Source organism: Streptomyces sp. MMS24-W38 (assembly GCF_059889265.1).
Genome location: NZ_JCBCPP010000001.1, coordinates 6,016,116 through 6,041,291 on the forward strand (window position 1 = coordinate 6,016,116; position 25,176 = coordinate 6,041,291).

Sequence of the window (25,176 nt, forward strand, 5' to 3'; positions counted from 1 at the left end):
CGGCCCGGAACGCCTACTCCGAGTGGGCCGACCGGACCAGCTCCGCCAGTGCCTCTGCCAGCGCGTCGAGGCCCGGCCCCGCCGGGCCGCCCGGCTCGTCCATGTACAGGTCCCTGCGGATCTCGATCATCAGCGCGCTCACCCGCGGGTCCTTCCCGTAGTACGCGAGCGGTACGTAGGTCCCCGCGAAGGGGCTGTCGATCCCCGTGCCGCCGAAGCCCGCGAACGCCTTCTCCGCGCGGGCGAGCAGCCCGGCCGGGGTGTGGAAGGGGTTCGTGCCCAGGCAGACGGGCGGGCGGGGGCCGGTGCCGTGGAGTTCGTACGGCAGGGGCTCGGTCGGGTACGAGTGCACGTCGATGACGACCGCCCGCCCCACCGCGTCCAGCCGCCCGGCGACCGCGTCGGTCATGGCCTCGGCGTACGGGTGGAAGTACCGCTCGACGAGCGGACGTCCGTCGTGGTCGCCCGGCCGCAGCTCACCCCGGTGCGACGTCCCCGTGTACACCGCTCCCATGCCGACGGCCAGCATCTCCTCCCGCTCGTCCGGGAACCGCTCGGGGTCGACGACCAGACGGGAGAGCCGGTTCACGAACCGCCAGGGCGTACCGGAGGACACCCGGGCGGCGGCCAGCTCCGCGATCTCCGCCGTGTGCGAGTCGGTCATGTGGTCCAACTCCCGCTCCAGTGCGGCGTCGTCGAGCGTGATCCCGCTTCGCACATCCGCCGGCACGATGCGCGAGGAGTGCGGGACGTGCAGGATCACGGGGGAGTCGGGGGAGCCGGACAGCAGCTGGAAGGACGGTGAGGTGTCGCGCATCGCGGATGGTGCTCCTTGCGTCGGATCCGTATGGGTCGTGCGTCGGGAAGCAAGCGCGCTTCCCGCCCTCGGGGGACATGAGGTTGGTGCTTCCGGCGGCGCCCCCCAGCCGCCGCCGGAAACGTGAACACCTAACCATTCATGGGAAAGCATTGTCAATCGACTGGGTGCGAGAGTGTGGTGATTGCGCGAGGCCGATGAGGTGTCGGGGCCCGGTGGTCCGGAGGTCTGGTGCTCTGAGCTCCGGGCTCAGGGCCGGCGGCCGAGGGCTGCGCCGAGGGCGGCGATCCAGACCAGCAGCAGGGGCAGTGAGACGAACGCCACCGGGGTCAGGGCCGTGGCCGGCAGCAGGTAACCGATGCCGGACGCGGTGATCGTGACGGCGAGGGCCCAGCCGGTGACGGCCTCCCAACGCCGCAGCAGTGAGCCGTGCCGCGAGGCCGCGCAGGCGGCAGCGGCGAGCGCGGCGAGTGCGAACATCTTGACGCCGTCCACGCGCTGGACCACCTCGAACAGTGCGCCGGTCCTGCCCGGTGACGCCGGATCGGCTCCGGACACGGCGATCAGCTCCAGGACGAGCTGCACGAACGCGAGTGCGCCCGCGGCCGTCCCGGCCCGTCCGGCGAAGCGAGCCGTGGCGTTGCCGGTCCGGCGGGCCCAGCCGAGCAGCCCGGATCCGAGGACCGCCAGGGCGGCGGCCGCCACACCGTGCACGAGCAGCGCCTGGGCGATCGCCTGGACCGGACGGTCGGCGTACGCGGTCGCGATCCGGGCGTGTGTGTCGCCGGCTTCGGGTGTGGCGCCCCAGGCGACGGCGAGCCCGACGATCCATGCGGCGGCGTGTGTGTATCCGGCGGCGCGGGGGGCGGCGGCGGTGGCCGGCCCCGCAGCGATCGCGGTCATGCGGTGTCTCCCTGGCTCTTGTCGTGGATGGCACGGGTGAACGCCTCGCAGCCGACTCGCCATGCGGCGTCCAGGTCGGCGCCGGGCGGGAAGCGGCCGTCGAGTTCGAGCACGGCCATGCCGTGCGCGAACGCCCAGAGCGAGCGCGCGATGTCGATGTCGCCGTGCGCCGCGCGGACCAGCGGCATCGCCGCGCGGTCCTCGAGCCCTCCGGGCAGGGCGGTGCGGGCGAGCGGCCGGGTGTGGGTGATGCGGTAGAGGTGCGGGTTGTCGAGGGCGTGCCGCCGGTAGGCGCGGGCGAGCGCGGGCAGGGGCGGTTCGACGCCGGCCTCGGCTTCGGCGGCCTCCAGTTCCTGCGCCAACTGGGCCATGCCCTGCGCCTGGAGGGCGGCCTCGACGGCGGCCTTGTCGGGGAAGTGCTTGTACAGGGACGGTGCCCGGATGCCGACGCGCTCGGCGATGCGCCGCATCGACAGCGCGTTCGGCCCTTCGGTCTCGAGCAGCTCCCGGGCGGCGGCCGTGATCTCCTGCGCGCGGTCAGCCACGGCGCGCCGTCCGCGCGGTGGCGGTAGCGGTGCCGGTGGGTCGGCCTGGTCCGGCGACGGGCGGGGTGCTGCCGGTGGGTGTGGTCGTGGTGGTGGTCACGGTGGTCCTTCCGCGTCGGGCTGGTCCGATGAAGCTAACGGTGTTAGCCGCATGGTCGTCACCCTACGGCTAACGCTGTTAGCCGTCAAACGTCGAAGTTCCCCGTCCGCGTGCACTCCGGCCATGCCGGCGCGGCGGACACCGGCTGGATGCCGGTGCCCGCCGCCGGTTCTCTCCGGTTCAGCTGTACGGGATCACCAGCACGGACTTGTCCGTGCCCGTCTGGAGCTTCGAGGTGCCGTTGCCGATGGCGCTCCACACCTCGAGGCGTACGGTGCCGCCGTTCAGATCGCGCGGTGTGCCCGTGGACGCCTTGAGGCCGCGTGCCTGCGTGTACTCCTCCCATCCGATGACCGGGTCGGTCGCGAAGTAGTGGTACGTCTCGGTCCGGTCGAAGGCGCCGTCGCCGGTGAAGTCGTAGCTGATCCGGGCCTGTTGGCCCAGCCCGACCGTGCTGCCCGCGTCCACCTGGAGCCGGAAGGCGGTCTGCGCGCCCGGGGTGAGCGTGCCGTTGACGCCTCGGACCTCGTAGACGAGGGGCTGGTACGGGGTGCCGTCGTGGTTGGTGCCGCCGGCGGAGGCGATGGTGTCGCTGCCCGCCGTGCCGCCGGTCGCCGTGGTCAGGACGCCACCGCTGCGCAGCTGGAAGGTGTTACCGGTCGGCGGTTCCGGGTCGGGGTCGGGGTCTCCTGAACCGGTTCCGGTGCCGGTCGCGGTGGAACGGGCGGGTACGGAGAGGGTCTTGCCGTCGGAGAAGGTCACGGTGCGCGCCGTGGCTCCGTGGTTGTGGGCCGCGTAGGTGCGGGTGGAACCCTTGGTGAAGACGGCGGAGGTGGGGATGTCACCGGTCACGGTGGCGTCCGGGGCGCCGAGGGCGTCGAGGGTGTTGATCCAGTGGTAGGTGTGTGCCTTCGACTCACCCTGCTCCGGGGTGTAGCCGGCGTGGCCCGCGTCCCATTTCGCCTTGGCCGCACCCGGGTCGGCGAAGGACTGGAACTCCCAGAGGATGTCGCGCCATTCGACGGCCGGGCCGCCGTTCTCCCGCTCCATCTCGGCGATGTTGCGCCGGATCGCGGCCTTCTCACCGCCGAGGTGGAGCGATCCGCCGGTCACGGGCAGGACGTTGATGCCGTGGATCTCCTCGGGGTTGGCGGTCCACCAGGTGGCATAGGCGGCGCCGCTGCCCCACACCATGCCGGCCGTGTCGTGGCCGAACGAGGACGGGAAGACCTGCTCGTCGGCGTCGAACCAGTACTGGGCGATCGACTCCGACTCGGTGGTCAGCAGGAAGGTACCGAGGTCACGCAGCGAGGTGTCACCGGTCGCGGAGCCCCACAGGACGAGGGCCGCGCTGAGGTTGGTGGACTCCGAGGAGGACTCCTGGTTGTTGCCGGCGGCGAAACCCTGGTGCCCGGAGGCCCAGCTGTGGCCAGCGTAGACGTCGAAGCCGCGCAGGAAGGGGAAGGCGGTGTCGGTGCGGCTGGGGTTGACGGTGTCCCGTACGAGGGTCTTGACCATGCCGCCCCAGGCGGAGTCGGCGGCCCAGCCCTGGTCGTACTGGGCGACGATCGCCGCCGCGTAGACGTAATAGCCGTAGTGGAAGTGGTGGTCGTTCAGCTCGGTGTCGCTTCCGTAGGAGGCGGGGTAGCCGGTGAGCGTCTTCCAGTCCTTGTCGTAGCTGAACTCGTTCGCGCCTCCCGCCGTGAACCAGTCCTGGAGCCTGCCCTTCATCAGGCCGAGCAGCCGGTCGCGGATGCCGGTCTCACCGATCTGGTCGGCCACCGGGACGAGTTGGGCGAGGCGGCCGAGGGCCTTGCCGGTCCAGTAGGTGTCGGTGGCGCCGGAGAAGGGGTCGGCGGCGTTCACGACCTCGTTCAGGTGACCGCGCAGTCCGGCGGCGTCCACGCCGTTCGACTTGGGCACCGCGGGCAGCACCGCCGCGGCCTTCTGGCTCGTGGTGAAGGAGGCGGACTCGCGGACCTTCATGGTGCCGCGCGGTGAGACGTAGGTGTAGGAGGTGAGGGGGTCCGTGGTGTTCAGCCACTGGTGGCGGTAGAGGGCCTGGAGCGTGCCGCGCTCGGTGCCTTCCTTCGCCTCGGTGGTGAGCGTGTAGGTGCCCCTGACGGTGCCCCCGGTGTAGCTCCAGGTGACCTTGGAGTCGGTGACGAAGCTGTAGGCGTACTTCTTGAAGGTCGCCAGCGCGCCGGTGGACGGCAGCACGGCGACGGAGAAGTAGTCCTTGGAACCGAGACCCGCGGTGACGGTGGAACCGGCGACGCTCCAGTCGCTGCCGGTCGGCGCGAAGAGGGCGTAGTGATGCCCGGCGACGGTGATGCCGAGGACGTTGCCCTGGTCGGCGAAGACGGTGGGTGCGCCGGCGGTGGTGATCTGGGCGTTGCCGCCGGAGCCCTTGGCGTACACGAACGGGGAGCCGTGGCCGATGGTGGTGCGCAGGGTGCGAGCGCCGTCGGACCACTGGGGGGTGACCGTCCAGTCGGACCAGTCGTCGGCCTTGGTGTCGGGTGAGTCGAGGCCGGTCAGCCCGATGGTGAGGTCGCGCTTGTGGGCGTACTCGTACTGACGGCCGTCACCGACGATCGCGGGGGTCGTCGGGTAGCCGACGTCGAGCCCGCCGGCCGTGGCCTGGTAGGTGAGGGGGTGTCCGTACATGGGGGTCGAGTACGGGTTGTCGCCGTAGCGCTGGAAGGCGAGGGAGGACCACCAGTCGTTGGTGGGCACGGGCCGGTTCCGGGCGGCAGCGGTCAGCTTGGGCGTGACCGGCGTTCCCGTGTTGGTGGTGGGGCCCGACGTACCGGGGGGCCGGGTGTCGGAGTAGCTGCCGGAGCCTACGGGGACGGTGGCGGCGGCCGCCGGTGCGGCGGCCGGGCCCAGGCCTACGACGGCGAGGGCTGAGGCCAGAAGCAGTACCACTGCCGGTCTGGTGCGGGCGCGGGGGGATGGCATGGGGCACCTCGAGTTGTGACAGGGGGGAGTCTGAGAGCGCTCTCAGGTGGCCGGAACGTAAAGCCCCTGTAATGCACGTGTCAATACGTTGAACACAACGGGTGGGTGGCGCCGGACTTGAACCCCGTTATGCCTTCGCGACTTGACGGTGTGAGCCCCCTGGGACTCCCTTCCGGCGGACGTTGGAGAGCGCACCCACGCACACGGCCCACCCTGAAGCCAGGACGGTGCCCATCCGGGTGGTGCGAGGGAACCGTCCCGAAGGCGTGAGCACTTCGGCCACCGCTGGCCTGATGCCGATCGTTCGAGTGCTCGCATGACACATGCCCGCCGACTGCTCACGCCTTTCCACGAGGCGCCCGTCTCCGGGCCCGCGGTGTCGACGAGACCTCCGGTCGGGAGACGCAGGGCATGTGCCTTGCCCATCTGAGGGGAGCAACTCCCGGGCGGGCGAGCCGAACTGATCGAGCAGTGGAACGCAGTGAGCGACGACCCCCGAATCAACCGCAGCCCGGAGGGACTCGCCCGGTTCTTCAATGGCTTGGAGTTGCTGGACCCCGGTGTCGTCTCCGTCTGCTGCTGAAGTGGGTGCGGCGGTCGTGCCCATCGCCGCATGCAACGGTGCGGCACCGGAGACCGATGACGGCGAGCGTCCGGACGTCCTGGGCCAGGACGACGTGCCGGTGCTCCTGGGCGAGGAACTGCGCGCTGCCGCCGAACGTCCGTGATTTTGGCGATACGCCCCGGCAGGAGCCACCCGGACGCCGGTTTGTCAGATCCGTGCGAGCCGCGGATCCTACGAACCGGAAGGACATGTATGGAAGACCGATTCGAGCCACTGCGTGCGGGGGATCCGGCACGGGTCGGCCCATACACGATCACAGCCCGGCTGGGCAACGGCGGCATGGGGACCGTCTATCTCGCACGGCCCCGCGGCGGCCGGTCGCCGGCCGTCAAGGTGATCCACCCGGATCTGGCCGGCGACCAGGATTTCCAACGCCGTTTCACGCGCGAGGTGAACGCGGCACGCAAGGTCAATGGCGCGCAAGGTCAACGGCGTGTACACCGCCGGTGTCGTCGATGCCGACTCCGACGGCGACCCACCGTGGCTGGCCACCGCATACATACCCGGCCCTTCCCTGGACGCGGCGGTGCAGCGGCACGGACCGTGGCCCGAGAGATCCGTGCTGCTCCTGGCGGCCGGGCTGGCCGAGGCGTTGGAGGCCATCCACTCGGTGGGCGTGGTGCACAGGGACCTGAAGCCCTCGAAGGAGAAGTCGTCGGCTCCTTCGGCTGTTCCACCTTCTCCGTCGTACGGCAGTGACGGGCCGAGGTTCACCCCGGGTGTCGCTCACCTCGATGTGTACGGAAGATTTCAAGTCCAGTGAGACAGTTGTGATGCTATGAGGTTTGTGGTGCTGATTCGCGGCGCTTGGCGGGATCGTTGATCCAGGCTGTCCGGGGTATCTCGGGTGGCCGGGGGCGGCGTCCGAAGCGTTCGGGGTGGTGTGTGTAGGCCTGGGCGAGGGTGGCGGCCCGCTGGTCGCGGACCTCTTCGGCGGTGCCGAAATGGACGCTGGCCGGGGTGTGCCAGGCGATACCGGAGTGGCGGTGCTCGTGGTTGTAGTACGCGATGAACGCGTCGAACCACTCACGGGCATGGGCCAGCGAATCGAACCTTTCCGGGAAGTCCGCCATGTATTTCGTGGTCTTGAACTGAGCCTCGCTGTAGGGGTTGTCGTTGGAGACCTTCGGCCGCGAGTGCGACCGGGTGACGCCCAGGTCGATCAGCAGCTGGGACACCTTCTTGGAAGTCATGGACGTGCCGCGGTCGGCGTGCACGGTCCCGGGCACGATGCCGTTGCGGGCGATGGTCTCGCGGATCAGTTCCTCGGCCCGTAGGGCGGACTCGGCGCGCTCGACGGTGTGGCCGACGATGTACCGGCTGAAGATGTCGATGATGACGTAGGCGTGGTACCAGACGCCCTTGGCGGGCCCGGCCACCTTGGTGATGTCCCAGGAGAAGACCTGAGACGGGCCGGTGGCGACCAGTTCCGGCACCACCCGCGCCGGGTGGGTCGCCTGGCGGCGGCGCTCACCGCTCTGGCCCTGTTCCCGAAGGATCCGGTACATCGTGGAGACCGAACAGTGGTAGCGCCCGGCGTCCAGCTCACGGGCCCAGATCTGCGCGGGCGGCAGTTCCGCGTACTCGGCGCTGTTCATCAACTCCAGCACCGTCAGGCGCTCTTCGGCGCTCAGGGCGGACGGTTGGACGCCGACCGCGCGGGGCCCGGGCCGGGCCGGTGGCCGTAGCCGACGGTAGTGGGTGGCACGGGAACGGCCGGTCAGCCGGCACGCGGCAACGACACCGAGCTCGGTCTCGACGCCGTGGAAGGCGTCGTCCACGACCGGGGCGGCGGCAGACTTCAGTCCGCGCTCCTGGAGATCATTTCCAAGAGCGCAGAAGCTTTTCCCATGACCTCCAGAGCGGCCTTGTTCTGGGCCAGCTCCTTCTCGAGCCGCTCCACCTGGCGCCGCAGTCTCTCGTTCTCCGCCTCGGCGGCCGACTTCTTCGGCCTCGCGGGACTGGTCCGGCGGTCGACCAGCTTCTCCAGGGCGCCGGCGTCCCGCGCGGCCCGCCATTCCTTGACGTGCGAGTGGTAGAGACGCTCGCGGCGCAGGATCGCACCCTTCTCGTTCTTCGGGGCCGCGTCGTACTCGGCGACGATCCGCAGCTTGTACTCCGGACTGAAGGAGCGGCGCTTCGGCCGAGGAGCGGGATCGGACGCGGGGTTCTTGCTGGTCATGAGGGAGGTGGTTCTCCTGTCGGTGCCCTCTCAGGCTAACCCGGCAGAGCCGGGTGTCTCACTCAAGGCTGACAGAGAGGGGTACGGTTCCGGTCACGGTGTCGGACGGTGTCCCGCCGGGTGGTGTGGGGGATCTTTGCGGTCCCTGCGCCGCGGTGCCGGGGACGGGTGCCGTGCCGAAAACCGTGAGCAGTCGGCGGGCATGTGTCACGTAAGCGCTCAAACGAGCGGCATCAGGACAGCAATAGCCGAAGTGCTCACGGTTTCGGGGTGGTGTGTCCCTCCCCGGGGCATGGACGCGTGTCCCGGCATCGCCCACGTCGAGGCTGCCGAGCGGCACCACCGGCCCCGACCCGCGACGCCACCTTCAGATCCCTTGCAGCGCCCGCAGGGACCATCCCCGCAAGCGCAGCTCAGGCCCCGGATGGACACGCTTCCCAAGTCGAGGGCTCAGGCCCGGGGTCACGGTGACCCCGGTTGAGTGAAGACGGTGAGGAGGATGAGGGGGACGGCGCCGAGGGCTGCCCCTCGGCGCACCGGGCCCGGCCGCTCGCGAGGGGAGCGGCCGGGCCCGGTGCGTTCGGTGATGGTGCGTCAGCAGTTCGGGATCACGGTGCCGTTGTTGTCACGCGCTTCGTCGTTGCCCCAGCGCGACAGGTAGTACGCGGAGACGTACGCCCCGCGCCCGTTCTTGCCGGCGTAGGTGGTGTCGAGGTCCGTCTTCAGCCACCAGTGGTTGTAGGTGCCGTTCGCGCCGCGGATCTCCTGGCCCCACACCTTGCAGTACACGTAGTTGGTGCCCGCGTTCAGCACACCCTGCGCGTCGTTGGTGTTCGGCTGCGCGTAGCCGGTGGCGTTGGCGTAGGTGTCGACCCAGTACTTGCTGCTGCTGCCGCCGCAGCCGTTGTCGCTGGTCAGGTGGTAGCTGCCGTACGAGCCGGGGTAGGCGAGCGAGGTTCCGTTGATCTTGATGTTCTGGCCGACGCCGTTGTAGAGCTGCTCGTAGTGGATGTGCGCGCCGAAGCTGTTGCCGGTGTTGCCGGTGGTGCCGATCTGCTGTCCCTGACCGACGTACGCGCCGCTGGCTACGGAGAAGGCGCTCAGGTGGAAGTAGTACGTCTGCCAGCCGCCGCCGTGGTCGATCTTGATGTAGTTGCCGGCGCCGTTCGCCTGGTAGTGCCGGGTGGCGGTTCCGGAGGCCGAGGCGAGCACGGGCGAGCCGTTGGTGGTGCCGCCGTCACTGCGGACGAAGTCCAGCGCGCGACGGACCTCGGCCGAGTGGTGACTGTACGTCCATTTCTGGCCGCAGGCGAAGGGTGCCTTGAAGAGGGGCGCCGCCTGCGCGGGCGTCGCCGCGAGCAGGCCGCCCACGAGGGCCACGAGGGCCACGAGGGCCATGCGTATCGATCGCAATGCTGTCTCCGAACTACGAAGTGCGTGGAGGATCGGTCTCCTCCTGCGCGGACGGGCCCAGGATGCCGAACTTTGATGTGTGCGCAACACTCTCCTCGGGGGAGTTAGGGGAGCCCCTAGAGCACGCCGGCGTCACCGCTCCCCGCAGTTCGGGGCAGGAGGCGTCGTCCACCCACCGCAGATGAGGATTCGGCGAAGAAGCCGATGCCGAAGGCGAGCTGCGGCATGGACGGATCCTCGTGTCCGGTCGGGCTGCGGGGCGGGCGGGATACGGGCGGGGCGGGCGAGGACCGGAGCAGGTGTCCGAACGGATCGTGAGGACCTGGATGTTCATGCCGTGGCGCTTGTGTTTCCCGGAGTGGTACGGGGTGTCCGCAGCGATCTCCCCCAGCCTTCGGCCGGGAGGTGCCCCCAGTCGATCGGTGACAGGGTGCCGTCCAGGGGCACGATCGCCTTCTCGCGGATCGTCCGCATCGCCTCGGCGAGCGAAGGCGCGAGGGCGAGCAGAGCCTGGCGGCCGGCGGCAGGCGTCGCCACCGTGTACCGGCCTTCGCCTGCCGCGCGGCCAGTTGACCGGTACGGAACCGCAGGGTTCGGCCGGACAGATCGATCGAGGATGGGTGGACAAGCATGCGAAGTCGCTGCGCAGGAGCGTTCAACGTGCGGTCGGCAGCGGAATGTCGGAAAGCTTTCACGGTGGCCTTCCTCAGCCCGGCACTTCCAGCTCGATGCCGCCGATCCGGTGGCTCAGTCGACGGTCTGACCGGGGCCCGATCCTTCGGGCGCCTTTCAGGTTCTTCATGAAGGCCTTGCGCTGGGTCGGGCTCACAGAACGCCAGCGCAGCTCAAGGACCGGGCGCACCGGCGGGATGAGCTCCCGCACCCGCTCGTCGGCCTGGGCGAGACGCGTCTCGTAATCGTCGTCCGACCGATAGACCAGATCGAGGTCGACCGACGGCTCGGTACCGCCGGCCTGGTGGTGACAGCCCATGAGCCAGCCGGCGATCCAGTCGAGCGCGACCCGCACCGTGGTAGAGATCTGCTCCTGCCACTCGCCGAGGTAAGGCGCGTTCACCGACTCCGCGGTCACTTCCTCCGGCATCACGATCAACCCACGGACGGCGGTGCCGAGCAGCTCGACGTGGATGCGCGGCCACTGTCCGCTCGCGTCGATCCGGAAGCGGGGAAAGCGCCCCGCCATGGCGATCCCCGTCCGCAGCTGAGCCCATTCCATCGCGTCGGCCGGTGGCCGGTCGGGCGTGTACGGCCCGGTGGTCCGATGCCCGAGCTGACTGGTGTGCATCATGAACACGGCCGCGAACTCGTCGCCTCGCAACGTCATGCTCACGGGGAAGAACGCCCCGATCTGGGTCATGAACGTCTTGCCGGTGATCAGGGCTTCGATACTGGACCGATCCGGGATCATCACCGCCTCCTCCATCGCCGCCGCGCCGGCTTCTCCGGCACCGGCCCCCGCACGCTGTCCAGCTCGGTCTGGACGGCGAGCGTGTCCGGGTGGTCGTCGCCGAGCCGCAGCCGCCGTTTCGCCAGCACCTCGCGCAGGACCGGCTCGGCATCGCCCAGTCGCCCGAGCCGGTGGTGCACACGCGCCAGCCCCACCCGGGCGTCGAGCGTCCGGCTGTCGTCGCGGCCGAAGCGCTTCACGAGCCGGGGTAGCAGGTCCTCGTACATCCGTTCCGCTTCTGCCTGCTCGCCGCTCGCCGAGAGCAGGGACGCGAGTGCCGCGGTGGCCTCCAGGGTGGCCGGGTGGTCCGGCCCCAGGTCCTGTGTGCGCTCTGCGGTCACCGCCCGGACCAGCGCCAGGGCCTCAGGCTCCCGGTGCAGGTCGGTGAGGACCGCGGCCCAGCCGAGCATCGCGCCCTGGGTTTCGACGTGTCCGGCGTCCCAGAGGTGGGAGCGGACGTCGACGACGAGTTGCCACGCGTGCTCGGCTGCGGCCAGGTCGCCCTCGCGGTGCAGGACCGGGGCAGCCTCGGCGAGCGTGACGAGGTCGTCCTGGAGCTGCTCGGCGAAGTAGCCGGCCCAGAACTCCTCGGACCGGTTCAGCTCTGCCTCCGGTCGCAGCAGCAGCGCGAGCTGTTCGGCCGTGCTCGGTATGTGTGCGGGCTCCCGGGTCGCCGCGTCCTCGGCCACGAAGTGCACGTACAGGCGATAGCCGGTATCGGTGCGCGAAGGGATCCTGTCCAGTTCGCCGACGAGCTCCAGGGTGCGGGTGACGGCGTGCCGCTGCCGGTCGCCGAGGCGGGCGAACGCCTCGACGAGCGCCGGGCGGCTGTCCTCGCGGGAAGGCATTGGAACGGAGACCTCGGCCCGCAGCTCGTCGAGCGCGGGCTCGGCCTCCGGCCGCAGGGAGCCGGGCGCCGAACCGAAGTCGTACTCCCAGTCCAGGGTCCAGGTCAGCAGGCGTCCGTGCTCGTCGCCGGCCAGGAGCAGGGTGCCGTCGGGGGCCAGCGCGACGTGCGTGACCGCATCCGAAAAACCGGTGAAGGCGCGCAGCTGCCGACCGGTCGTGAGGTCCCACAACCGGGCCTTGCGGTCCTCCCCGCCCGACGCCGCGAGCCGGAAGTCCGGTGTGACGGCCAGACTCCGCACGACGCCGGTGTGCTCGGCCAGGACGTGGACGCAGCGAGCACCCACGACGTCCCACAGCCGGACGGTGCCGTCCACCGAGCAGGACAGCAGTCGCCGGGCGTCCCGGCTGGGCAGGACGTCGACCACGGCGTCCGCGTGCCCGGTGAGCACCGCCTCGCACTGCCCGTCGGCGGTCCGCCAGACCCGCACCACGGCGTCGGCGCCACCGGTGACCACGAACCGGCTGTCGTCGCTCAGCCGTGCGGCGCCGATCCACTCGTCGTGCCCGCGCAGCACCCACCGGAGCTCGCCTTCGCGCAGGTCCCAGACCTTCACGCTGACGTCCTGGCCGCGAGAGAGCCCGTAGCGGTGATCAGCGCTGACGGCCACGTCCAGCACCGCCCCCGGGTGCGCATCCCAGCGCCCGATGCTCCGGCCGCTGCCGATGTCCCAGGCCGCGACCAGGCCGTCGGAGGTTCCCGAGAGAGCCACGTGGCCGTCCTCGCTGACCGCGACGTAGTACACGTGGTCGCGAGGGCTGGTGAACAGCTGGACCATCCGCCTGTCGCGCGGGTGCCAGGCGACGACCCGGCCGTCCTCGCCCCCGGACACCGCGAGCCGGCCGTCGGGGGTCATCGCCAGGGCGCTGAGATGGCCGGTGTGCAGGCTGAGCGTGTGCAGCAACTGCCCCGTCTCGACGTCGAAGACCCACGCTTCGGCGGCGTTCCCGTTGCGCGCGAGCGCGGTGGGACTGCGGCCGCTGAACTCCAGGGCCCACGACCAGCCGTCCCCCAAGACGATCCGGCCCGCGGACCAGGCGTCGGCGAGCTCGGTCCGGCGGCCGAGGACGCCGAGCCGGCGCCAGAGGCGCACCGGCTCGGCGTGGCGCCGGTGCCCGGGCAGCGCGCGAGCGGCGCGGATCCGGCCTGCCGCCTCGTCGAGCCGCCCGGCGCCGGCCAGCGTGGCCGCCTCCGCCAGCAGCGCGGCCGCCCGGTCGGCGGTGGCGGCGACGTCCGGGGCTTCATGCGGGCGGACGTAACTCCACGGGGCCGGCGGCCCCGCGGGCGGCAGGTGCCACACCCGAACGGACTTCCCCTCGGCGGTCACGGCGACCCGCCCGGCCGCGCTCAGCACGACCTCCTTGGTGTCGGGCGCCGGGTCCAGGGACAGGCGGCACCGGCCACTGCTCAGGTCCCACACCCGCGACGGCTCGTCGCGGCCGCCGCTGGAGAAGCCGACCGTGCCGTCCAGGTTGACGGCGATCCGGCCGTAGCCGGTCTTCAACTCCCGCCGGGGTTCGCCGGATTCGAGATCGACCAGCCGGACGCCGGTGCTGCCGAGGTCGACCACGGCGAGGCGGCCGTCGCCGCTGAACCGCGCCGACCCCACCGTGTGGTCGAACCGGTGCGCCAGCTCGCCCGTGCGGACGTCGTACACGGAGTTCGTGCGGCGCTGGTGGTCGATGACGGAGCACAGGGTGCCCTGGGCACCGAGGACGTCCGCCCTGTTCTCGAACTGCCGGACGTCAAGGGGTTCGCGCGTCTCGAGGTCCCAGGTGACGGTTTCCCCTTCGAAGCCGCTGGTGACCGCGTGCCGCTGGTCCGCCGTCAGCGCGACCAGGCCCACCCAGCTCGGGTGGCCGGGCAGCTCGAACCCGGCCGCGGCTTCGAGGTCGAGCACGAGCGCCCGCCTGGTACCCCCGCCGACGACCACGAGCTGTCCGTCGTCGCGCACCGCCAGGGCCGAGGCTCTGTACTTTTCGAGCTGCAGCTGCTGTCGGCACTCCTTCGCCGGGACGTCCCAGATCCGCAGCCCGCCGGAGTGGTCGGCCGAGACCGCGACCTGGCCGTCCGGGGTCAGCGCGAGGGCGGCGATCCAGTCTTCGTGCTCCCCCGGCAGGACCGACTGTGCGGGCGAGGGTGCGTACTCGACCGACGCGAGCGCGGCGGCGGCCTGCGGGTCGCCGGGCGTCCGCGCGATCACGTCCCGCAGCAGCGCGGCCGCCGCGACCGGGTCGCCGCGTTCCCGGTGTACCAGCGCGAGCAGGTATGCCCCGACGCCGTCATCCGCATCCCCGAACCGCACGGATTCCAGTTCGTCGACCAGCTCGGCGTCGGTGATCACCCCGGTCCGCCAGCGGTGCAGCCCGCGGTTGTAGCGGGCGTGCGGGTGGTGCGGATCCGCTCGCAGAGCCCGGGCCCACAGCTCCTCGGCGCTGTCGCGGCGGCCGAGGTCCAACATGGACAGAGCGTGGTTGGACAGGCCGTCGGCGAGCAGGGTGGCCGCCGACGGCGCGCGCCGGGGGTACGGGCCGACTTCCCGCTCGTGCACTCGGACCAGACGCTCCGCGAGCGGCCCGAGCCGGCCGGGGCGCACGGCCGGGTCCTCGGTGAAGCACTCGCGCAGCAGGTCCACCACCTCGACCGGCACCGGCAGGATCGCGTCCGGGGCCCCGGAGCGGGCGAAGCCGTCGACGACGCCGCCCGCCGCGGTCCCGTCCGGGGCCGGTGGCCGGCCGAGGAACATTTCGAGGACGGTGACCGCCCAGGACCAGACGTCTGTGGCCGTCGTGAGCCCGCCCGGCGACCGCGCCTGTTCGGGCGAGCAGTACGCGGGAGTCAGGCCGCCGCGGCTGACGAACGGATCCGCGTCCCCGGCGTCCTCCTCGGCGGCCATGCGGGCCCGGGCCATGCCGAAGTCGGTGACCTTGACCGTGCCGTCCCGGGTGAGCATCACGTTGGCGGGCTTGACGTCCTGGTGCACGATCCCGTTCTCGTGCGCGTGGTCGAGCCCCCACGCGGACTGGATGGCGACGTCCAGCAGCGATCCCAGGGGGTCGTTCCCGTAGAGGCTCCGGCTCCGGACGGCTTCGGCCAGGCTGCCGCCGTCCGCCCACTCCGCGAAGACCCGGGGCACGCCGTCGAGGGTGCGGACGTAGACGCAGTTCGCGATGTGCGGGTGCAGGCCCAGCCCGACCCACACCTCGGCTTCCCGTTCGAAGTCCCGGATCGCCTCCGGCGAGCGGGCCAGGGCCCGGCGCGGGGTCTTCACCGCCAGGTCGATGTCCCAGCCGCGGTGCCGGACCCGGTGCACCAGTCCCATGCCGCCGGTGCGTACCACGTCCAGGACCTCGTAGAGGCCGAGGACCAGGTCCCCGCGGTGCCACGCCTCCATCGCCATCAGTCGACGATGGCGACGTACACCGGAGTCCCGAGCAGTACCGACTTGGCCGTGCCGTCCGAGCTGTCGCCGTGCAGCAGGCGCTTGGCCACGAACTCGACGTTCTGCGCGGGCCACCGCAGGCTCGCCACGGCGCCCTGCACCCGTGCGAGCGCGGCGCGATCGGCCCGGTCGAGGTCGCCGTCCACCGCGTCGGCGACGTACTCGTCCTCCAGGTCCGAGGCGACTCCCAGCCCGTCGAGCATCGACGACATCATCGAGCGCCCCACCCCGTGCGCCGCAGCGTCCGGCACGGAGTCGCACACATGCCTGTACGAGCCGCCCAGCCCGACGACGGTGTCCTCGCTCCGCCCGCCGAAGAACACCAGCGAGGACGTGGGATCGCCGGGGAACGCCCCCCAGCGCATCGGCAGCAACCCCCAGAAGAACTGACCCGGTTCGTCCACCGAGCCGAGATCACCGTGATCGCGCAGGTACTCGACGACGGTCTCCAGCCGGCCGATCCGGTCGTCGGACGGGCCCTCGGTCGTTCGCTTCGCCGACAGCACCGTGAGATTCACGCCCAGTTCCGTCGTGCGCTTCGCCCCGAACCCTGGGGCGATCTGCGGTAAAAGCATGTTGATCTTGCTGTCGCTGACGTAAACGTAGTAGCTGAACGACATTGCCGGCTCCCTCCCAGGCATTGACCTGCCTCAGCGTAGCGATCACGGCCCAATACGAGCCATCAGTTACGTGGGGCGGGCACCATGAGGGTGCGGCGTCCGCGCTCCGAGCGGAATGACGCGCACATGTGCACACCAGGATCCGGAGGGTTTCGCGGGCCTCCCGGCGAGCGGCGCCGGCCGCGAATTCTGCCTGCCGAGTGCTTCGCCATGCGGGAGCTGTCCCGAGTCGGGTTGAGCTGTTCGGGCACCCTCATGGTCCGCGGCTGGCGTGCCTTGGCCGATCAGGGGCCGACTGGTCGGCACGATGTTCGGACGGGCGGACGGGCGGACGGGCGGACGGGCGGACGGGCGGTCCGGTCGGGCCCTTCGGCTCCGACTTCCACGGCCCGCTGTCCGGCGGCGTCGAGGGTGTCCACGGCGGTGATCGGACTCGCCCTGCCCGGCGGGCGACGGGCCACCACTGGTCGTCGCCACACTGGGGGTGGTGTCGTGCTCAGTCGCATCGCAGGTGTCGTGGTGCCCGTCTTCGGCCGTCTGAGAGTCACCGGGGATGCCAGTGCCGGACCGCTTACGGGCAGCATCATCATCGCCAACCACACCTCCCTCAGCGATCCTGTGATCGTCCTCGCCGGACTGCGCCGCCTCGGCACCGAACCCGTCGTCTTGGCAACCGCGGAGCTGTGGGGCATCCCCCTGCTCGGCCGCCTCCTCACTCGGGAGGGGCACATCCCCGTTCACCGTCACGACCCCCGGGCGATGCAGGCAGTGGAGGGCGCCCGGGCGGCGCTGGCCGCGGGCCGGTCCGTCCTGCTCTATCCGGAGGGCGGGCTCCCGCACCGCAAGGGCGTCCGCGAAGCACCGCCCCGGCCCTTCCACCCGGGCCTCTTCCACCTCGCGCGCACGACCGGCGCCCCGGTCGTGCCCGTCGGCCAGGCCGGAGCCCGGGCACTGGTGTCCGGTGGCCCCGTCGAACAGGTGGTCAGGCTGCTCACGGCTCCGCTGCGCCGTCCCGGGCTGCGTGTGCACGTCGGCGCGCCGCTGTGCCTCGACGGCGAACAGGCCCGGGCCCTTGCTTCGGCCCGCAGCGCGCTGACCCGGGCCTGGTACACCGCTGCGCGACAACTCGGCGAACCAGTGACCCCGGTCGCCTCCTGAAGCTGCCGCTGACCGCCCAGTCCCAGTCCGTGAGCGTCAGCCGTACCCGCAACGGCTGAGGAGGTACGCCGGGGCAGGCCGGCCGAGCCGCCATGGAACAAGAGCCTCAAGGAGGTGGGCCCCATGGCGAACCTCGGAGTCGCGATCGTCCGGCAGTACCAGCGCGGTGTCGTGTTCCGGTGTGGAAAACTGCACAACGTGCGCAAACCAGGAATACGGTTCATGATTCCCCTGGCGGACCGGATGTGGAAGGTCACACTGCGGACGGTCACCATGCCGATCCCGTCCCAGCAGGTGATCACCCGGGACAGCGTCTCCATCGGCGTCGCCGCCGTCGCCTACTTCCGGCGCGTCGACCTGGTGAAGTCCATCGTCGAGATCGAGGACGTGTCGTCCGCGATCAATCAGATCGCCCAGACCACCGTGCGCAACGCTGTCGGCCGCTCCCTGCTCGACCAGGTCCTCACCGGCACCGAGACACCCAACACCCAGATCAAGACATCCTCGACCGCCTCACCCAGCAGTGGGGCGTGTACGCGCTGCTGGTGGAGCTGAAGGACATCGGGCTCCCGGCCGCCATGCGACGGGCCACGGCCCGCCAGGCCGAGGCCGAGCGCGAGAAGCGTGCCAAGATCACCGCCGCCGAGGGGGAAGCCCTGAGCGCCGACCGCCTCGCCGAGGCCGCCGACGTCATCAGCGACCACCCCATCGCCCTGCACCTGCGTAACCTGCAGATCCTCGCCGAGATCGCAGCGGAGAAGAACTCCACGATCGTCTTCCCCGCCCAGTCCCTCGAAAGCACCCGGGCCCTGACCCGGTTCGTCGAAGAGGAAGCCGGAAAGGCCGCCGCCTCCCTGCCGGAACTGCGCACGCGCGGCCCGCACCGAGAACCGGCGGCAAGCGGCAGCTCTGTCGGGGTCCGAGCCAGGTGCCAGGTGGGACAGGACAAAGGTTCCCGGGCCGCTGCTCGTGGCACCCGCGGCCTCCGGAGAAGGACGCCACGCGCCTGGTGGCCCTCGGAGGTCCGGGCTGTCCGGGCCGCCGACGCGGACAGTCGTCCTGTCCGCGTCGGCACGCCGGCCCCCGGGAGCAGGAGGTCGTCTGAAGAGGAGCTTCCTTGGTCAGAAGGAAGGTGGGTGGTCATGGCCCGGGCACCATGGACGACGACGGGAGTGTTCGCCGGGCGGGGAGGTGTCCGTACCGACGAGGCCGGGATCGTGTCCGGCGACCTGACCGTGCACACCACCCGGGAAGGCAGTCAGGCCGACGTGACGGTCCAGTGCAGCGGCACCTCCCAGTGGTTCACCCTCACCGGAAGTCCCGTGCCCTGCTCTACGGAGCGGGACAGCCGGAACCTGCATCAGGTGGTGGTGGAAGCCGTGCGGGTCGGCGGCGGCGCCACCGTTCCGCAGCACCACCGGTCCGGGGAACGCCCATGGTCCACCCCACCGGGCTGTGTCGTTTCCCGAAGGCGTCGGAGCCCGTGGTCACGCGCGGGATGCGGGGTCGGCGTAGCGCAGTAGGACGCCCACACCCTCAGGCAGCCGCAGCTGCTGCTCGGGCACCACCACCAGTTCGGCCCGCGTGCCCACCAGGGCGCGCGTCAGGGCCGCGTCGGCACGCTCCTGGCATACATCCTGTACACCGTAGGAGCGCAGTTCCTGTTCGGTGAGGGCGAGTTGGCCGGGTTCCGGACCGCCCCACAGGCGCAGCGTCGACTCGGGGTGGTGGTTGAGGAACAGGGCCTTGACACGGCCGCGTTGCAGGGCTGATACGGCGGCGGCAAGGCCTTCGGCCGACGATCTGTCGCGGGCCTTCTGTGCGAGGAAGGCGTCCAGCAGTTCCCGGTCGTGCGCGGCCATGCGCCCGCTGAAGAGACTTTCGAGTCGCTGCTCCATGAGCGCCCGCCCCGGCTGGGACTCGCCGACACCCTCCACCACGGTGACCCGGCCGCGCGGGGAGGCGGGAAGCCGGTTGACGAGGATGCCGCGGGCCCAGACGTCCCCCGCGACGACCACGGCTTCCGCGTCGACGCGCCGTGCATCGCCTTCCAGCTCACGGCCGATCACTTCGGCGGCGTGCAGCCAGTCGGCCACTGGGATCTCTTCGTGCAGACGGTGCCCCGGTGCGACCTTGGTCAGGGGCCAGGTGCCGGCCTCGGCGTCGATGCGCACGGTGCCGGTGGCCTCCGTGGAGTGAGGGCCGCTGTAGTGAACGTGGACCGCCAGGTACGGGATCCCGGGCGCGTGTTGGACGATCAGCGGCATGGTGTCCGGCAATGTCCCGAAGTGCGCCGTGTCCCGTGCGGGCGGGGCGGGCAGCTCGTTTGTCAGGGCCGGCCGACCGTGCGCCGTGAACACGGCCTGCCCGTGGGTGCCGGGGACGTCCGTGTCGCTGCCCACCATGTCCGCCAGCGCGGTGATGGAGTCCTGATCCGCTCCCTCGGACAGCAAGGCGTCCCGCAGATGCCGCCAGCGCAGTTCTATGGCGGCGTCGGGATCCTCGATGGCGCTGTCGCGGGACGTGTCCAGATACACCGACGCGAAGGGGCCGGACTGCTTGTACAGAGGTTCGAGAAACGAAAGTCTCATGGTCACTCCCCCTACCCTGTCGACGCCTCCACGGCGGGAAGGCGCCAGTCTCGCGATGCGTACGGGCGGCGTCACGACGCCTGCCGGACGTGGCTCGACCGCGTACCCGGGGCCGGGCAAGATCTCTGTCCCGTGACCGCGTCGTCGCGGTGCACCCGGTAGGGCGGTCCCGCATCCGCCGTACTGCGACGTCGACGGCGCTGTGTCGGCCCATGCGCCCGCAGGGCGTCCGGGCGGCGTCGTCGAGCTGACGGCAGCGGAGCAGGCGTGCCGGATCGTGCGACAGCCCGGCCCCGTGCGTGCCGGTGTGCAGGCAGCGTGGCGGCGGCCTGCGCCGGTGGAACGGCTGTCGCAGGGCAGCTGGGCGGGAGAGCGACGCGCCCAGCACCGGCTGCCGCGCGGAGGCGTCGTGACGCGCCGGGCCGGGGCTGTCAGGACCCGGTGATTTCGATGTGCCGGGGCTTGACAGCCTGTGCCTTGGGCACCGTGACGGTCAGTACGCCGTCGCTGAGCGTCGCGTTGACCTCGTCGGCCTTGACATCGGCGGGAAGAAGGACGCGGTACTCGAAGCCCCCGGTGCGGCGGGTGCTGCGCCGCAGTACGCCTTCACGCTCCCTCTCCTTGTACTCCCCGGTGACGCGCAGTTCCCGCTCGCTCATCTCGATGTCGATGTCGTCCCTCTTGACTCCGGGCAGTTCCGCCTCGACCACGTAGGCGTCATCGGTCTCCCGCATCTCCGCCGCGGGTGCCCAAGCCAGGGCAGCCGGAGCGGTGGCAGCGGTTTCCAGCAACCGGTTCATGCGCTCGAACAGTTCATCGAACTCGGCGGCGACCGGTTCACCCCAGCCGACGGTGGGGAACGCCCTCTCCGGCAGACTGCCGGGCCGGTGTCGTACAGGCAGGGTCATCGCGGTTCACCTTTGCGAAGAGTGGCATCCGGGTCACTTTCCATGGTGCACGTCCTCGCCCAACCGGGCGACTCAAGGGCCCGCCCGTGCATGCCGCAGTCGCTCGCGCTGATCCGCTCGCGGTGAACCCCGGCCGTGTGGTCCGCTGCTGCGCCTGGACGTACGAGTTGCGCCATGCGGCCGACGTGCGCCGGACGGGCGGACCGGCGCGCAGCAATGACGGACCGTCACCGCTGCCCACAGAGCACGGGGATCGGGCGTATCGACCTCCGTGCCGAGTGGTCGGACACTTCGGGGCCACCACGGCTTCCACGAGCTGTCCCGAGCTCCGGCAGGCCGAGACACCGCCGGCCGCACGGATACGCCTGACTGCCGCGCACGTGCGGCCCGCGGACGCAGCGGTCTGCCGCAGTCAGGCCGTGGTTCCGCTGAGGCGGTCGACGATCTCGACCACGTCCTCGATCTCCCGGATCGACTCGAGGAGTTTCGGGATGAGGTCGACGTCCAGCCGTCCCTGCACCGTGACCACGCCGCTGTCCGCCTCCACCCGGAAGGCGGCCGGGTCGAGAACGAGGTCCCTTCTGAGGATCCGGTTCTCGATCGCTTCGACGGCTTCTCCATCGGCAGCAATGACCTGCCCCAGCTCACCCTTGGTGTCGACCGGGACTCCGAACAACTGCGCGCGCTGTTCAACGAGCGTGCCCCGGCCGTCACCACCAGCATCCGGACCCTGATCGGCGCCGCCCACCTCAAGAGCCGCAAGGTGGGCCTGTGCGGCCAGCGCCCCAGCGACGACCCCGACTTCGCCCGCCTTCTGGTCGACGCCGCGATCGACTCGGTCTCGGTGACTCCCGACAGCTTCCTGCTCGTCAAGAACAACGTCGCCGCCGCCGAACAGACCCAGCGGCCCGCGGAACGGTGATCGATCCGGCCCAGGAGCGCGTAGCCATGTGAGCTGTGTGCCTCGTGAGCTTGAGACCGAGAGACGGCTCCTGGAGCCTGCCCTCACCGGCTTCAGCGGGGCACTCGTCCTCGGTTCGGCAACCCGCTCCGAACAGAACGTGCGGCTCACCGCGGTGGCTCACCGGGTGTGGCGTCGGTCTCGGAGCGGAGGTGGTTCGCGACGTCGACGACACCGTCGACGCTCTCGGACAGGCGTACCGCGATGGGGATGAGGCTCTCCTGCGGCACGGTGCCGCTGAGCGTCACCCGTCCGTCGGTGACCTGGGCGGTGACCGCGCCGGGAGCCAGGCCGAGGGTCCGGGTCAGGACATCCGTCGTGCTCTCCTCCCGGATCGTGAGGTCTCGACGCAGGAAGACGTGCAGCAGGTCACCGCGGCTGACGATGCCCACCAGCCGATCGGCGTCGTCCACGACGGGCAGCTCGCCGTGGCCACCTGTCGGCCGGCCGGACGAGTCGGCGGACGGCGGCGCGTGCACACAGCAGGAGGTCGCGATGGAACTCGTCGAGGAACGTCCCTGCCGCTTCCGCATCGAACCGCACGGTGACATGCCGGTGCCCGGGGTGGTGTTCGCCTCCCGGGAGCTGCTGGCGGATGCCGAGCAGTCGCTGCGGCAGGTGGTCAACGTGGCCACCCTGCCGGGGATCGTCCTGCCACGGCGCGGGCCGGGTGATGAGCCGCCACGCGGCCGCACGCACGATCACCGGCAAGGACCTGAGGGAGCGCCTGGAACGGGGCGGCATCGCAGTGCGCCCGAAGTCGTTGCGCAGTCTGTCGGAGGAGACCCCGGAGGCGTACAAGGACGTGAGCGCGGTGGTCGCGGCGAGCGAGAGCGCCGGGCTGTGCCGCACGGTGGCCCGTCTGGTGCCGCTCGGTGTGGTCAAGGGCTGAGGCCCGCCACTGGGTCCCGCGTCTCATACGTCGATGGCCGCCGCACACGACCAGCCGTACGGATCCGGGCCGATCCGCAGCTCCTGCCAGGACACGCCTTTCGGTACGGCCCCGATGATCTCCACGTCGGCGAGTTCGGCGAGCGCCGCTCGCACCTCCAGCCCGCCGTCAGAGGCGTCCGTCTCCACGTCCACCGGTACTCGGCCCGGCACCTCCAGCCAGTAGATGACCTCCTCCAGGAGCGCGGTCAGCAGTTCCTCGTCGCTTCCCTCGGCCAGTCGTACCCGCTCCACGGTGGCGACCCGCGCTGCGGAAGTGTCGGCGAAGCACTCCACCATCCCCAGCGCCGCCTCCGCCAGGCAGTCCTTCCGGGTCGTGCCCCACGCCTCGACCCGCACGTCGGCGGTGTGTGGCGCTGCCCGGTGCCCCCTCTCGCCCTTCCGTCGTGCCTGTCGGTCGTTGTCCGTGTCACCGACCATGCCCACCGTGTGCCCGCTCCTGCCGCACTCACACGGACCCTCGGCGCCGTACCGGGCGGTATGCGCCGGGTCGAGGTCAGCAGGCGGAGCGCGCGCCGCTGTCGAGGAACGGAACCGCCGGTGGCACATCCGCGCCGGGACATGGGCTGCCGTCTCGTGTTCCGGCGTGAGGAGCCTCCTGAACGGCGGGCTACTGGCCGTGCGCGTGCGGGACGGTGATGACCGGGCAGCGTGCGTGGTGCAGTACGCCCTGGCTGACGGAGCCCAGCAGCATGCCGGTGAAGCCGCCGTGCCCATGTGTGCCCACGACCAGGCCGAGGGCGTGTTCGGACGCCTCGATGAGGACCTGCACCGGATGCCCGCGCACGACCTCATGGTGCAGTTCCACCTCCGGATGGGTGGCGGCACGCCCGGCAACCGTCTCCGACAGCAGTCGACGGCACTCCTGGACGGCCGCGTCCTCGTCCAGGCCCCCGAGACGCGGAGGGTGCCACACATACAGGGCCCGCAGGGCCGCCCCGCGCAGGGCGGCTTCCTCGAAGGCGGCGTCGACGGCGGCCGCGGAATGAGGGCTGCCGTCGACCCCGACCACGAAGTACGGAGGATGCTGGGTGATGTGCTCCGACTCGGGGACGACCACCACGGGGCAGGGCGCGTGGGCGATGAGCGGGAGGGTGATGGCGGCGGAGGTGAAGAGCTCCTGGAGAGCGCTCAGATGCCAGGAACCGAGCACGACCTCCTTGGCGTGCTGCGCCTGTTCACGAAGCACCCACGCGGGGTGCCCCTCCGTCAGCAGCCCGGACACCTGCACCTGCGGTTGCCGGGACTCGACGAAGGCCACCGCGTCCTTGAGCACTCGGTCCCCCGTCGCATGCAGCGCCTCGTTCCACTCCTCCCAGGACGGGTGCCCGCCCGCCGGCCGGTACCCGGGCGTCGGCAGGTTCTGTGCGAGGACCAGCAGCAGCGGCAGGCGGCGCCGGCCGGCCGCGTCGGCGGCCCAGGCGAGCGCCCTGCGTTTGCCAGGGTCGGGGTCGATACCGACCACGATCGGTGGACGTCCTTCTGTACGTGTCATCGCCGACTCCCCAGTGGTTTCTTCGGCCGACCCGTCGGCCCGGTGCTGACCGGTGGCGCCGGTCATGGCAGGCAGCCTCCGTCTCTTCCGGCGGTGTGACGGCGCATCCACAGGCTCTCGTGGGCGAGTGGTGCGCCGCGTGTCGCCTCCTCGGGATGGTTCTGCGTCATGTCGTGCTGCTCTTTGCGGGGCGATGGCGAGCAGGCCCGTTACTCCGAGGGGGCGATCAGCCCGTAGTGACCGTCGTAGCGGTGGTACAGGACGTTTCCCCGGCCGGTGGTGTCGTCGGCGAAGAACACGAACGGGAGTCCGCCGATGTCCAGGCGCTGCTTGGCCCCGGCCAGGGACATCCGGGGGGCGGGCAGGTCGCTGACGGTGAGCGGCACGGCCACCGGACCGCCCAAGTGGGGCTGGGGGTGGACCTGGGCGAGGCGGTAGCCCGTCGGGCCGGACCGGTACAGCACGCTGTCCTCTCCGGTGCCGATGTCGGTGAAGAGGTGGAAGTCGTAGTCCATCGTCTCCAGTTCGAAGGCCGCTTCGTCGGGCGTCTCCCGGGCCAGCGAGTAGGACTTGTGCCGTACGACCTGCCGCTGCTCGGCCGGGCGCGGGAAGTAGTCGGGGCGGTGGGTGGGCTCGCTGCCGTGACGCCACTCGTGCGGGCCCGGCACGGGCGTCTTGCCGCGCCGGGCCTCCCAGTGCTGTTCCAGGCGCTCCAGCCGTGCGGCGAGCCGGTCCTGCAGCAGGTCGACGGCCTCGGTCACGGTGCGGGCGGCGACGTGCGCGCGGGCCGGACGCCCGTTGACGTCCAGATTGGCCTGGGCGGTCGCCGGCTGCTCCATGGCGGGGTTGGCCATGTGGGTCAGTTTGACGCGGGTGAACAGGACCGGCTCCCGCGTCCGGCCGGTGAGCACCCCTACCTTCTCCCGCGCGTACTCGATGGCGCCGGGCGGCATCTGTCCATGGGTCTCCACTTGGATCTCGGGAGCTTCCTGTGGCGCCGATCGCTTCATGGCGGCCTCCTCACGCCGGAAAATGTCACCTTCCACACTTATCTCCCATGGCTCCCGTGTGCACGGGCAGCGCCGGACACGGCGGTACGCCTCGCGCGGCGACGGCCTCGGAAGCTCGT

General features: G+C 71.0%; 22 protein-coding genes and 2 pseudogenes. 7 read left to right on the forward strand and 17 right to left on the reverse strand.

The features are described 5' to 3' along the window. Window positions 1-13: 13 nt before the first annotated feature. From AC6F7H_RS26365 to AC6F7H_RS26380, 4 genes are all read right to left on the reverse strand, one after another. Window positions 14-817, reverse strand: a complete 804-nt coding sequence (locus AC6F7H_RS26365; RefSeq protein WP_500759504.1) for an N-formylglutamate amidohydrolase — start codon at window positions 815-817, stop codon at window positions 14-16. A gap of 249 nt (window positions 818-1,066) precedes the next feature. Further along, a complete protein-coding gene (locus AC6F7H_RS26370; RefSeq protein WP_500759505.1) occupies window positions 1,067-1,720 on the reverse strand; it encodes a hypothetical protein in 654 nt (217 codons plus the stop codon). After that, window positions 1,717-2,265, reverse strand: coding sequence for a TetR/AcrR family transcriptional regulator (locus AC6F7H_RS26375; protein WP_500759506.1), 549 nt, complete (start codon window positions 2,263-2,265; stop codon window positions 1,717-1,719). The genes AC6F7H_RS26370 and AC6F7H_RS26375 overlap by 4 nt, the downstream gene beginning before the upstream one ends. 280 nt (window positions 2,266-2,545) lie before the next feature. After that, window positions 2,546-5,329 (reverse strand): glycosyl hydrolase, encoded by a 2,784-nt coding sequence (locus AC6F7H_RS26380; protein ID WP_500759508.1) that lies wholly within the window; start codon window positions 5,327-5,329, stop codon window positions 2,546-2,548. Between the two features lie 599 nt (window positions 5,330-5,928). Between AC6F7H_RS26380 and AC6F7H_RS26385 the strand changes: the two genes are divergently transcribed. Together AC6F7H_RS26385 and AC6F7H_RS26390 are read left to right on the forward strand one after the other, a co-directional pair. Beyond that, entirely contained in the window at window positions 5,929-6,057 is a 129-nt protein-coding gene (locus AC6F7H_RS26385; protein ID WP_500759510.1) for a hypothetical protein, read from the forward strand. A 309-nt stretch (window positions 6,058-6,366) separates the two neighbouring features. Next, window positions 6,367-6,717 carry a protein kinase domain-containing protein gene (locus AC6F7H_RS26390; protein ID WP_500759512.1) on the forward strand — a complete coding sequence of 117 codons (351 nt, stop codon included), beginning with the start codon at window positions 6,367-6,369 and terminating at the stop codon, window positions 6,715-6,717. 13 nt (window positions 6,718-6,730) lie between these two features. Here AC6F7H_RS26390 and AC6F7H_RS26395 read toward each other — a convergent pair whose 3' ends face one another. From AC6F7H_RS26395 to AC6F7H_RS26425, 7 genes and pseudogenes are all read right to left on the reverse strand, one after another. Continuing rightward, window positions 6,731-7,735 (reverse strand): IS3 family transposase, encoded by a 1,005-nt coding sequence (locus tag AC6F7H_RS26395; RefSeq protein ID WP_109382741.1) that lies wholly within the window; start codon window positions 7,733-7,735, stop codon window positions 6,731-6,733. 20 nt (window positions 7,736-7,755) lie between these two features. Then, window positions 7,756-8,136 (reverse strand): transposase, encoded by a 381-nt coding sequence (locus tag AC6F7H_RS26400; protein ID WP_500754603.1) that lies wholly within the window; start codon window positions 8,134-8,136, stop codon window positions 7,756-7,758. A gap of 594 nt (window positions 8,137-8,730) precedes the next feature. Next, complete coding sequence (locus AC6F7H_RS26405; RefSeq protein ID WP_500759513.1) at window positions 8,731-9,534, reverse strand: M23 family metallopeptidase; 804 nt, start codon at window positions 9,532-9,534, stop codon at window positions 8,731-8,733. A gap of 293 nt (window positions 9,535-9,827) precedes the next feature. Next, a pseudogene (locus AC6F7H_RS26410) lies at window positions 9,828-10,181 on the reverse strand (IS5/IS1182 family transposase); the annotation flags it as partial. Window positions 10,182-10,255: 74 nt separating this feature from the next. Then, the gene (locus AC6F7H_RS26415) at window positions 10,256-10,990 is read right to left on the reverse strand and encodes a hypothetical protein (RefSeq protein WP_500759515.1); all 735 of its coding nucleotides are present in this window, start codon (window positions 10,988-10,990) and stop codon (window positions 10,256-10,258) included. Then, window positions 10,975-15,321 (reverse strand): WD40 repeat domain-containing serine/threonine protein kinase, encoded by a 4,347-nt coding sequence (locus tag AC6F7H_RS26420; protein WP_500759517.1) that lies wholly within the window; start codon window positions 15,319-15,321, stop codon window positions 10,975-10,977. Before AC6F7H_RS26420 ends, AC6F7H_RS26415 begins: the two co-directional genes overlap by 16 nt. After that, entirely contained in the window at window positions 15,321-15,983 is a 663-nt protein-coding gene (locus tag AC6F7H_RS26425; RefSeq protein ID WP_500759518.1) for a DUF7019 family protein, read from the reverse strand. The genes AC6F7H_RS26420 and AC6F7H_RS26425 overlap by 1 nt, the downstream gene beginning before the upstream one ends. Window positions 15,984-16,475: 492 nt before the next feature. On the opposite strand from AC6F7H_RS26425, the gene AC6F7H_RS26430 reads away from it, so the two are divergent. The 3 genes and pseudogenes from AC6F7H_RS26430 to AC6F7H_RS26440 all read left to right on the forward strand — a co-directional run. Then, window positions 16,476-17,141: a lysophospholipid acyltransferase family protein gene (locus AC6F7H_RS26430; RefSeq protein ID WP_500759519.1), complete on the forward strand. Its 666-nt coding sequence runs from the start codon at window positions 16,476-16,478 to the stop codon at window positions 17,139-17,141. A 123-nt stretch (window positions 17,142-17,264) separates the two neighbouring features. Then, window positions 17,265-17,696 carry an SPFH domain-containing protein gene (locus AC6F7H_RS26435; protein ID WP_500759521.1) on the forward strand — a complete coding sequence of 144 codons (432 nt, stop codon included), beginning with the start codon at window positions 17,265-17,267 and terminating at the stop codon, window positions 17,694-17,696. A 587-nt stretch (window positions 17,697-18,283) separates the two neighbouring features. Beyond that, window positions 18,284-18,550: pseudogene (locus AC6F7H_RS26440) on the forward strand (hypothetical protein); the annotation flags it as partial. A gap of 78 nt (window positions 18,551-18,628) precedes the next feature. On the opposite strand, the gene AC6F7H_RS26445 reads toward AC6F7H_RS26440, so the two are convergent. Further along, window positions 18,629-19,732 (reverse strand): baeRF2 domain-containing protein, encoded by a 1,104-nt coding sequence (locus AC6F7H_RS26445; protein ID WP_500759522.1) that lies wholly within the window; start codon window positions 19,730-19,732, stop codon window positions 18,629-18,631. A 431-nt stretch (window positions 19,733-20,163) separates the two neighbouring features. Beyond that, on the reverse strand, window positions 20,164-20,640 hold the full coding sequence (locus AC6F7H_RS26450; protein ID WP_500759523.1) for an Hsp20/alpha crystallin family protein: 477 nt from the start codon (window positions 20,638-20,640) through the stop codon (window positions 20,164-20,166). A gap of 271 nt (window positions 20,641-20,911) precedes the next feature. Here AC6F7H_RS26450 and AC6F7H_RS26455 point away from each other — a divergent pair, with 271 nt between their 5' ends. After that, window positions 20,912-21,562 carry a putative PEP-binding protein gene (locus tag AC6F7H_RS26455; protein ID WP_500759524.1) on the forward strand — a complete coding sequence of 217 codons (651 nt, stop codon included), beginning with the start codon at window positions 20,912-20,914 and terminating at the stop codon, window positions 21,560-21,562. 146 nt (window positions 21,563-21,708) lie between these two features. Here the strand turns inward: AC6F7H_RS26455 and AC6F7H_RS26460 are convergent, their stop codons facing one another. Next, on the reverse strand, window positions 21,709-22,134 hold the full coding sequence (locus AC6F7H_RS26460; RefSeq protein ID WP_500759525.1) for a BON domain-containing protein: 426 nt from the start codon (window positions 22,132-22,134) through the stop codon (window positions 21,709-21,711). 140 nt (window positions 22,135-22,274) lie between these two features. Here AC6F7H_RS26460 and AC6F7H_RS26465 point away from each other — a divergent pair, with 140 nt between their 5' ends. Beyond that, entirely contained in the window at window positions 22,275-22,493 is a 219-nt protein-coding gene (locus AC6F7H_RS26465; protein ID WP_500759526.1) for an RtcB family protein, read from the forward strand. 23 nt (window positions 22,494-22,516) lie between these two features. On the opposite strand, the gene AC6F7H_RS26470 is transcribed toward AC6F7H_RS26465, so the two are convergent. The 3 genes from AC6F7H_RS26470 to AC6F7H_RS26480 all read right to left on the reverse strand — a co-directional run bounded on the left by AC6F7H_RS26470 (window position 22,517) and on the right by AC6F7H_RS26480 (window position 25,057). Next, window positions 22,517-22,972, reverse strand: a complete 456-nt coding sequence (locus AC6F7H_RS26470; protein ID WP_500759527.1) for an archease — start codon at window positions 22,970-22,972, stop codon at window positions 22,517-22,519. A gap of 190 nt (window positions 22,973-23,162) precedes the next feature. Then, window positions 23,163-24,047: a universal stress protein gene (locus AC6F7H_RS26475; protein WP_500759529.1), complete on the reverse strand. Its 885-nt coding sequence runs from the start codon at window positions 24,045-24,047 to the stop codon at window positions 23,163-23,165. 209 nt (window positions 24,048-24,256) lie between these two features. Then, a complete protein-coding gene (locus AC6F7H_RS26480; RefSeq protein ID WP_500759530.1) occupies window positions 24,257-25,057 on the reverse strand; it encodes a sigma 54 modulation/S30EA ribosomal C-terminal domain-containing protein in 801 nt (266 codons plus the stop codon). Window positions 25,058-25,176: the final 119 nt, after the last annotated feature.

Bases quoted from the DNA above. Each gene is read 5' to 3' on its own strand.
- AC6F7H_RS26370 (WP_500759505.1), bottom strand. From the start codon at position 1,720: ATGACCGCGATCGCTGCGGGGCCGGCCACCGCCGCCGCCCCCCGCGCC.
- AC6F7H_RS26415 (WP_500759515.1), bottom strand. From the start codon at position 10,990: ATGGAGGAGGCGGTGATGATCCCGGATCGGTCCAGTATCGAAGCCCTG.
- AC6F7H_RS26475 (WP_500759529.1), bottom strand. From the start codon at position 24,047: ATGACACGTACAGAAGGACGTCCACCGATCGTGGTCGGTATCGACCCC.
- AC6F7H_RS26480 (WP_500759530.1), bottom strand. From the start codon at position 25,057: ATGAAGCGATCGGCGCCACAGGAAGCTCCCGAGATCCAAGTGGAGACC.
- AC6F7H_RS26365 (WP_500759504.1), bottom strand. From the start codon at position 817: ATGCGCGACACCTCACCGTCCTTCCAGCTGCTGTCCGGCTCCCCCGAC.
- AC6F7H_RS26400 (WP_500754603.1), bottom strand. From the start codon at position 8,136: ATGACCAGCAAGAACCCCGCGTCCGATCCCGCTCCTCGGCCGAAGCGC.
- AC6F7H_RS26405 (WP_500759513.1), bottom strand. From the start codon at position 9,534: ATGGCCCTCGTGGCCCTCGTGGCCCTCGTGGGCGGCCTGCTCGCGGCG.
- AC6F7H_RS26470 (WP_500759527.1), bottom strand. From the start codon at position 22,972: ATGGTCGGTGACACGGACAACGACCGACAGGCACGACGGAAGGGCGAG.
- AC6F7H_RS26465 (WP_500759526.1), top strand. From the start codon at position 22,275: ATGAGCCGCCACGCGGCCGCACGCACGATCACCGGCAAGGACCTGAGG.
- AC6F7H_RS26425 (WP_500759518.1), bottom strand. From the start codon at position 15,983: ATGTCGTTCAGCTACTACGTTTACGTCAGCGACAGCAAGATCAACATG.
- AC6F7H_RS26390 (WP_500759512.1), top strand. From the start codon at position 6,367: ATGGCGCGCAAGGTCAACGGCGTGTACACCGCCGGTGTCGTCGATGCC.
- AC6F7H_RS26435 (WP_500759521.1), top strand. From the start codon at position 17,265: ATGGCGAACCTCGGAGTCGCGATCGTCCGGCAGTACCAGCGCGGTGTC.
- AC6F7H_RS26445 (WP_500759522.1), bottom strand. From the start codon at position 19,732: ATGAGACTTTCGTTTCTCGAACCTCTGTACAAGCAGTCCGGCCCCTTC.
- AC6F7H_RS26380 (WP_500759508.1), bottom strand. From the start codon at position 5,329: ATGCCATCCCCCCGCGCCCGCACCAGACCGGCAGTGGTACTGCTTCTG.
- AC6F7H_RS26450 (WP_500759523.1), bottom strand. From the start codon at position 20,640: ATGACCCTGCCTGTACGACACCGGCCCGGCAGTCTGCCGGAGAGGGCG.
- AC6F7H_RS26420 (WP_500759517.1), bottom strand. From the start codon at position 15,321: ATGGCGATGGAGGCGTGGCACCGCGGGGACCTGGTCCTCGGCCTCTAC.
- AC6F7H_RS26460 (WP_500759525.1), bottom strand. From the start codon at position 22,134: ATGCGGAAGCGGCAGGGACGTTCCTCGACGAGTTCCATCGCGACCTCC.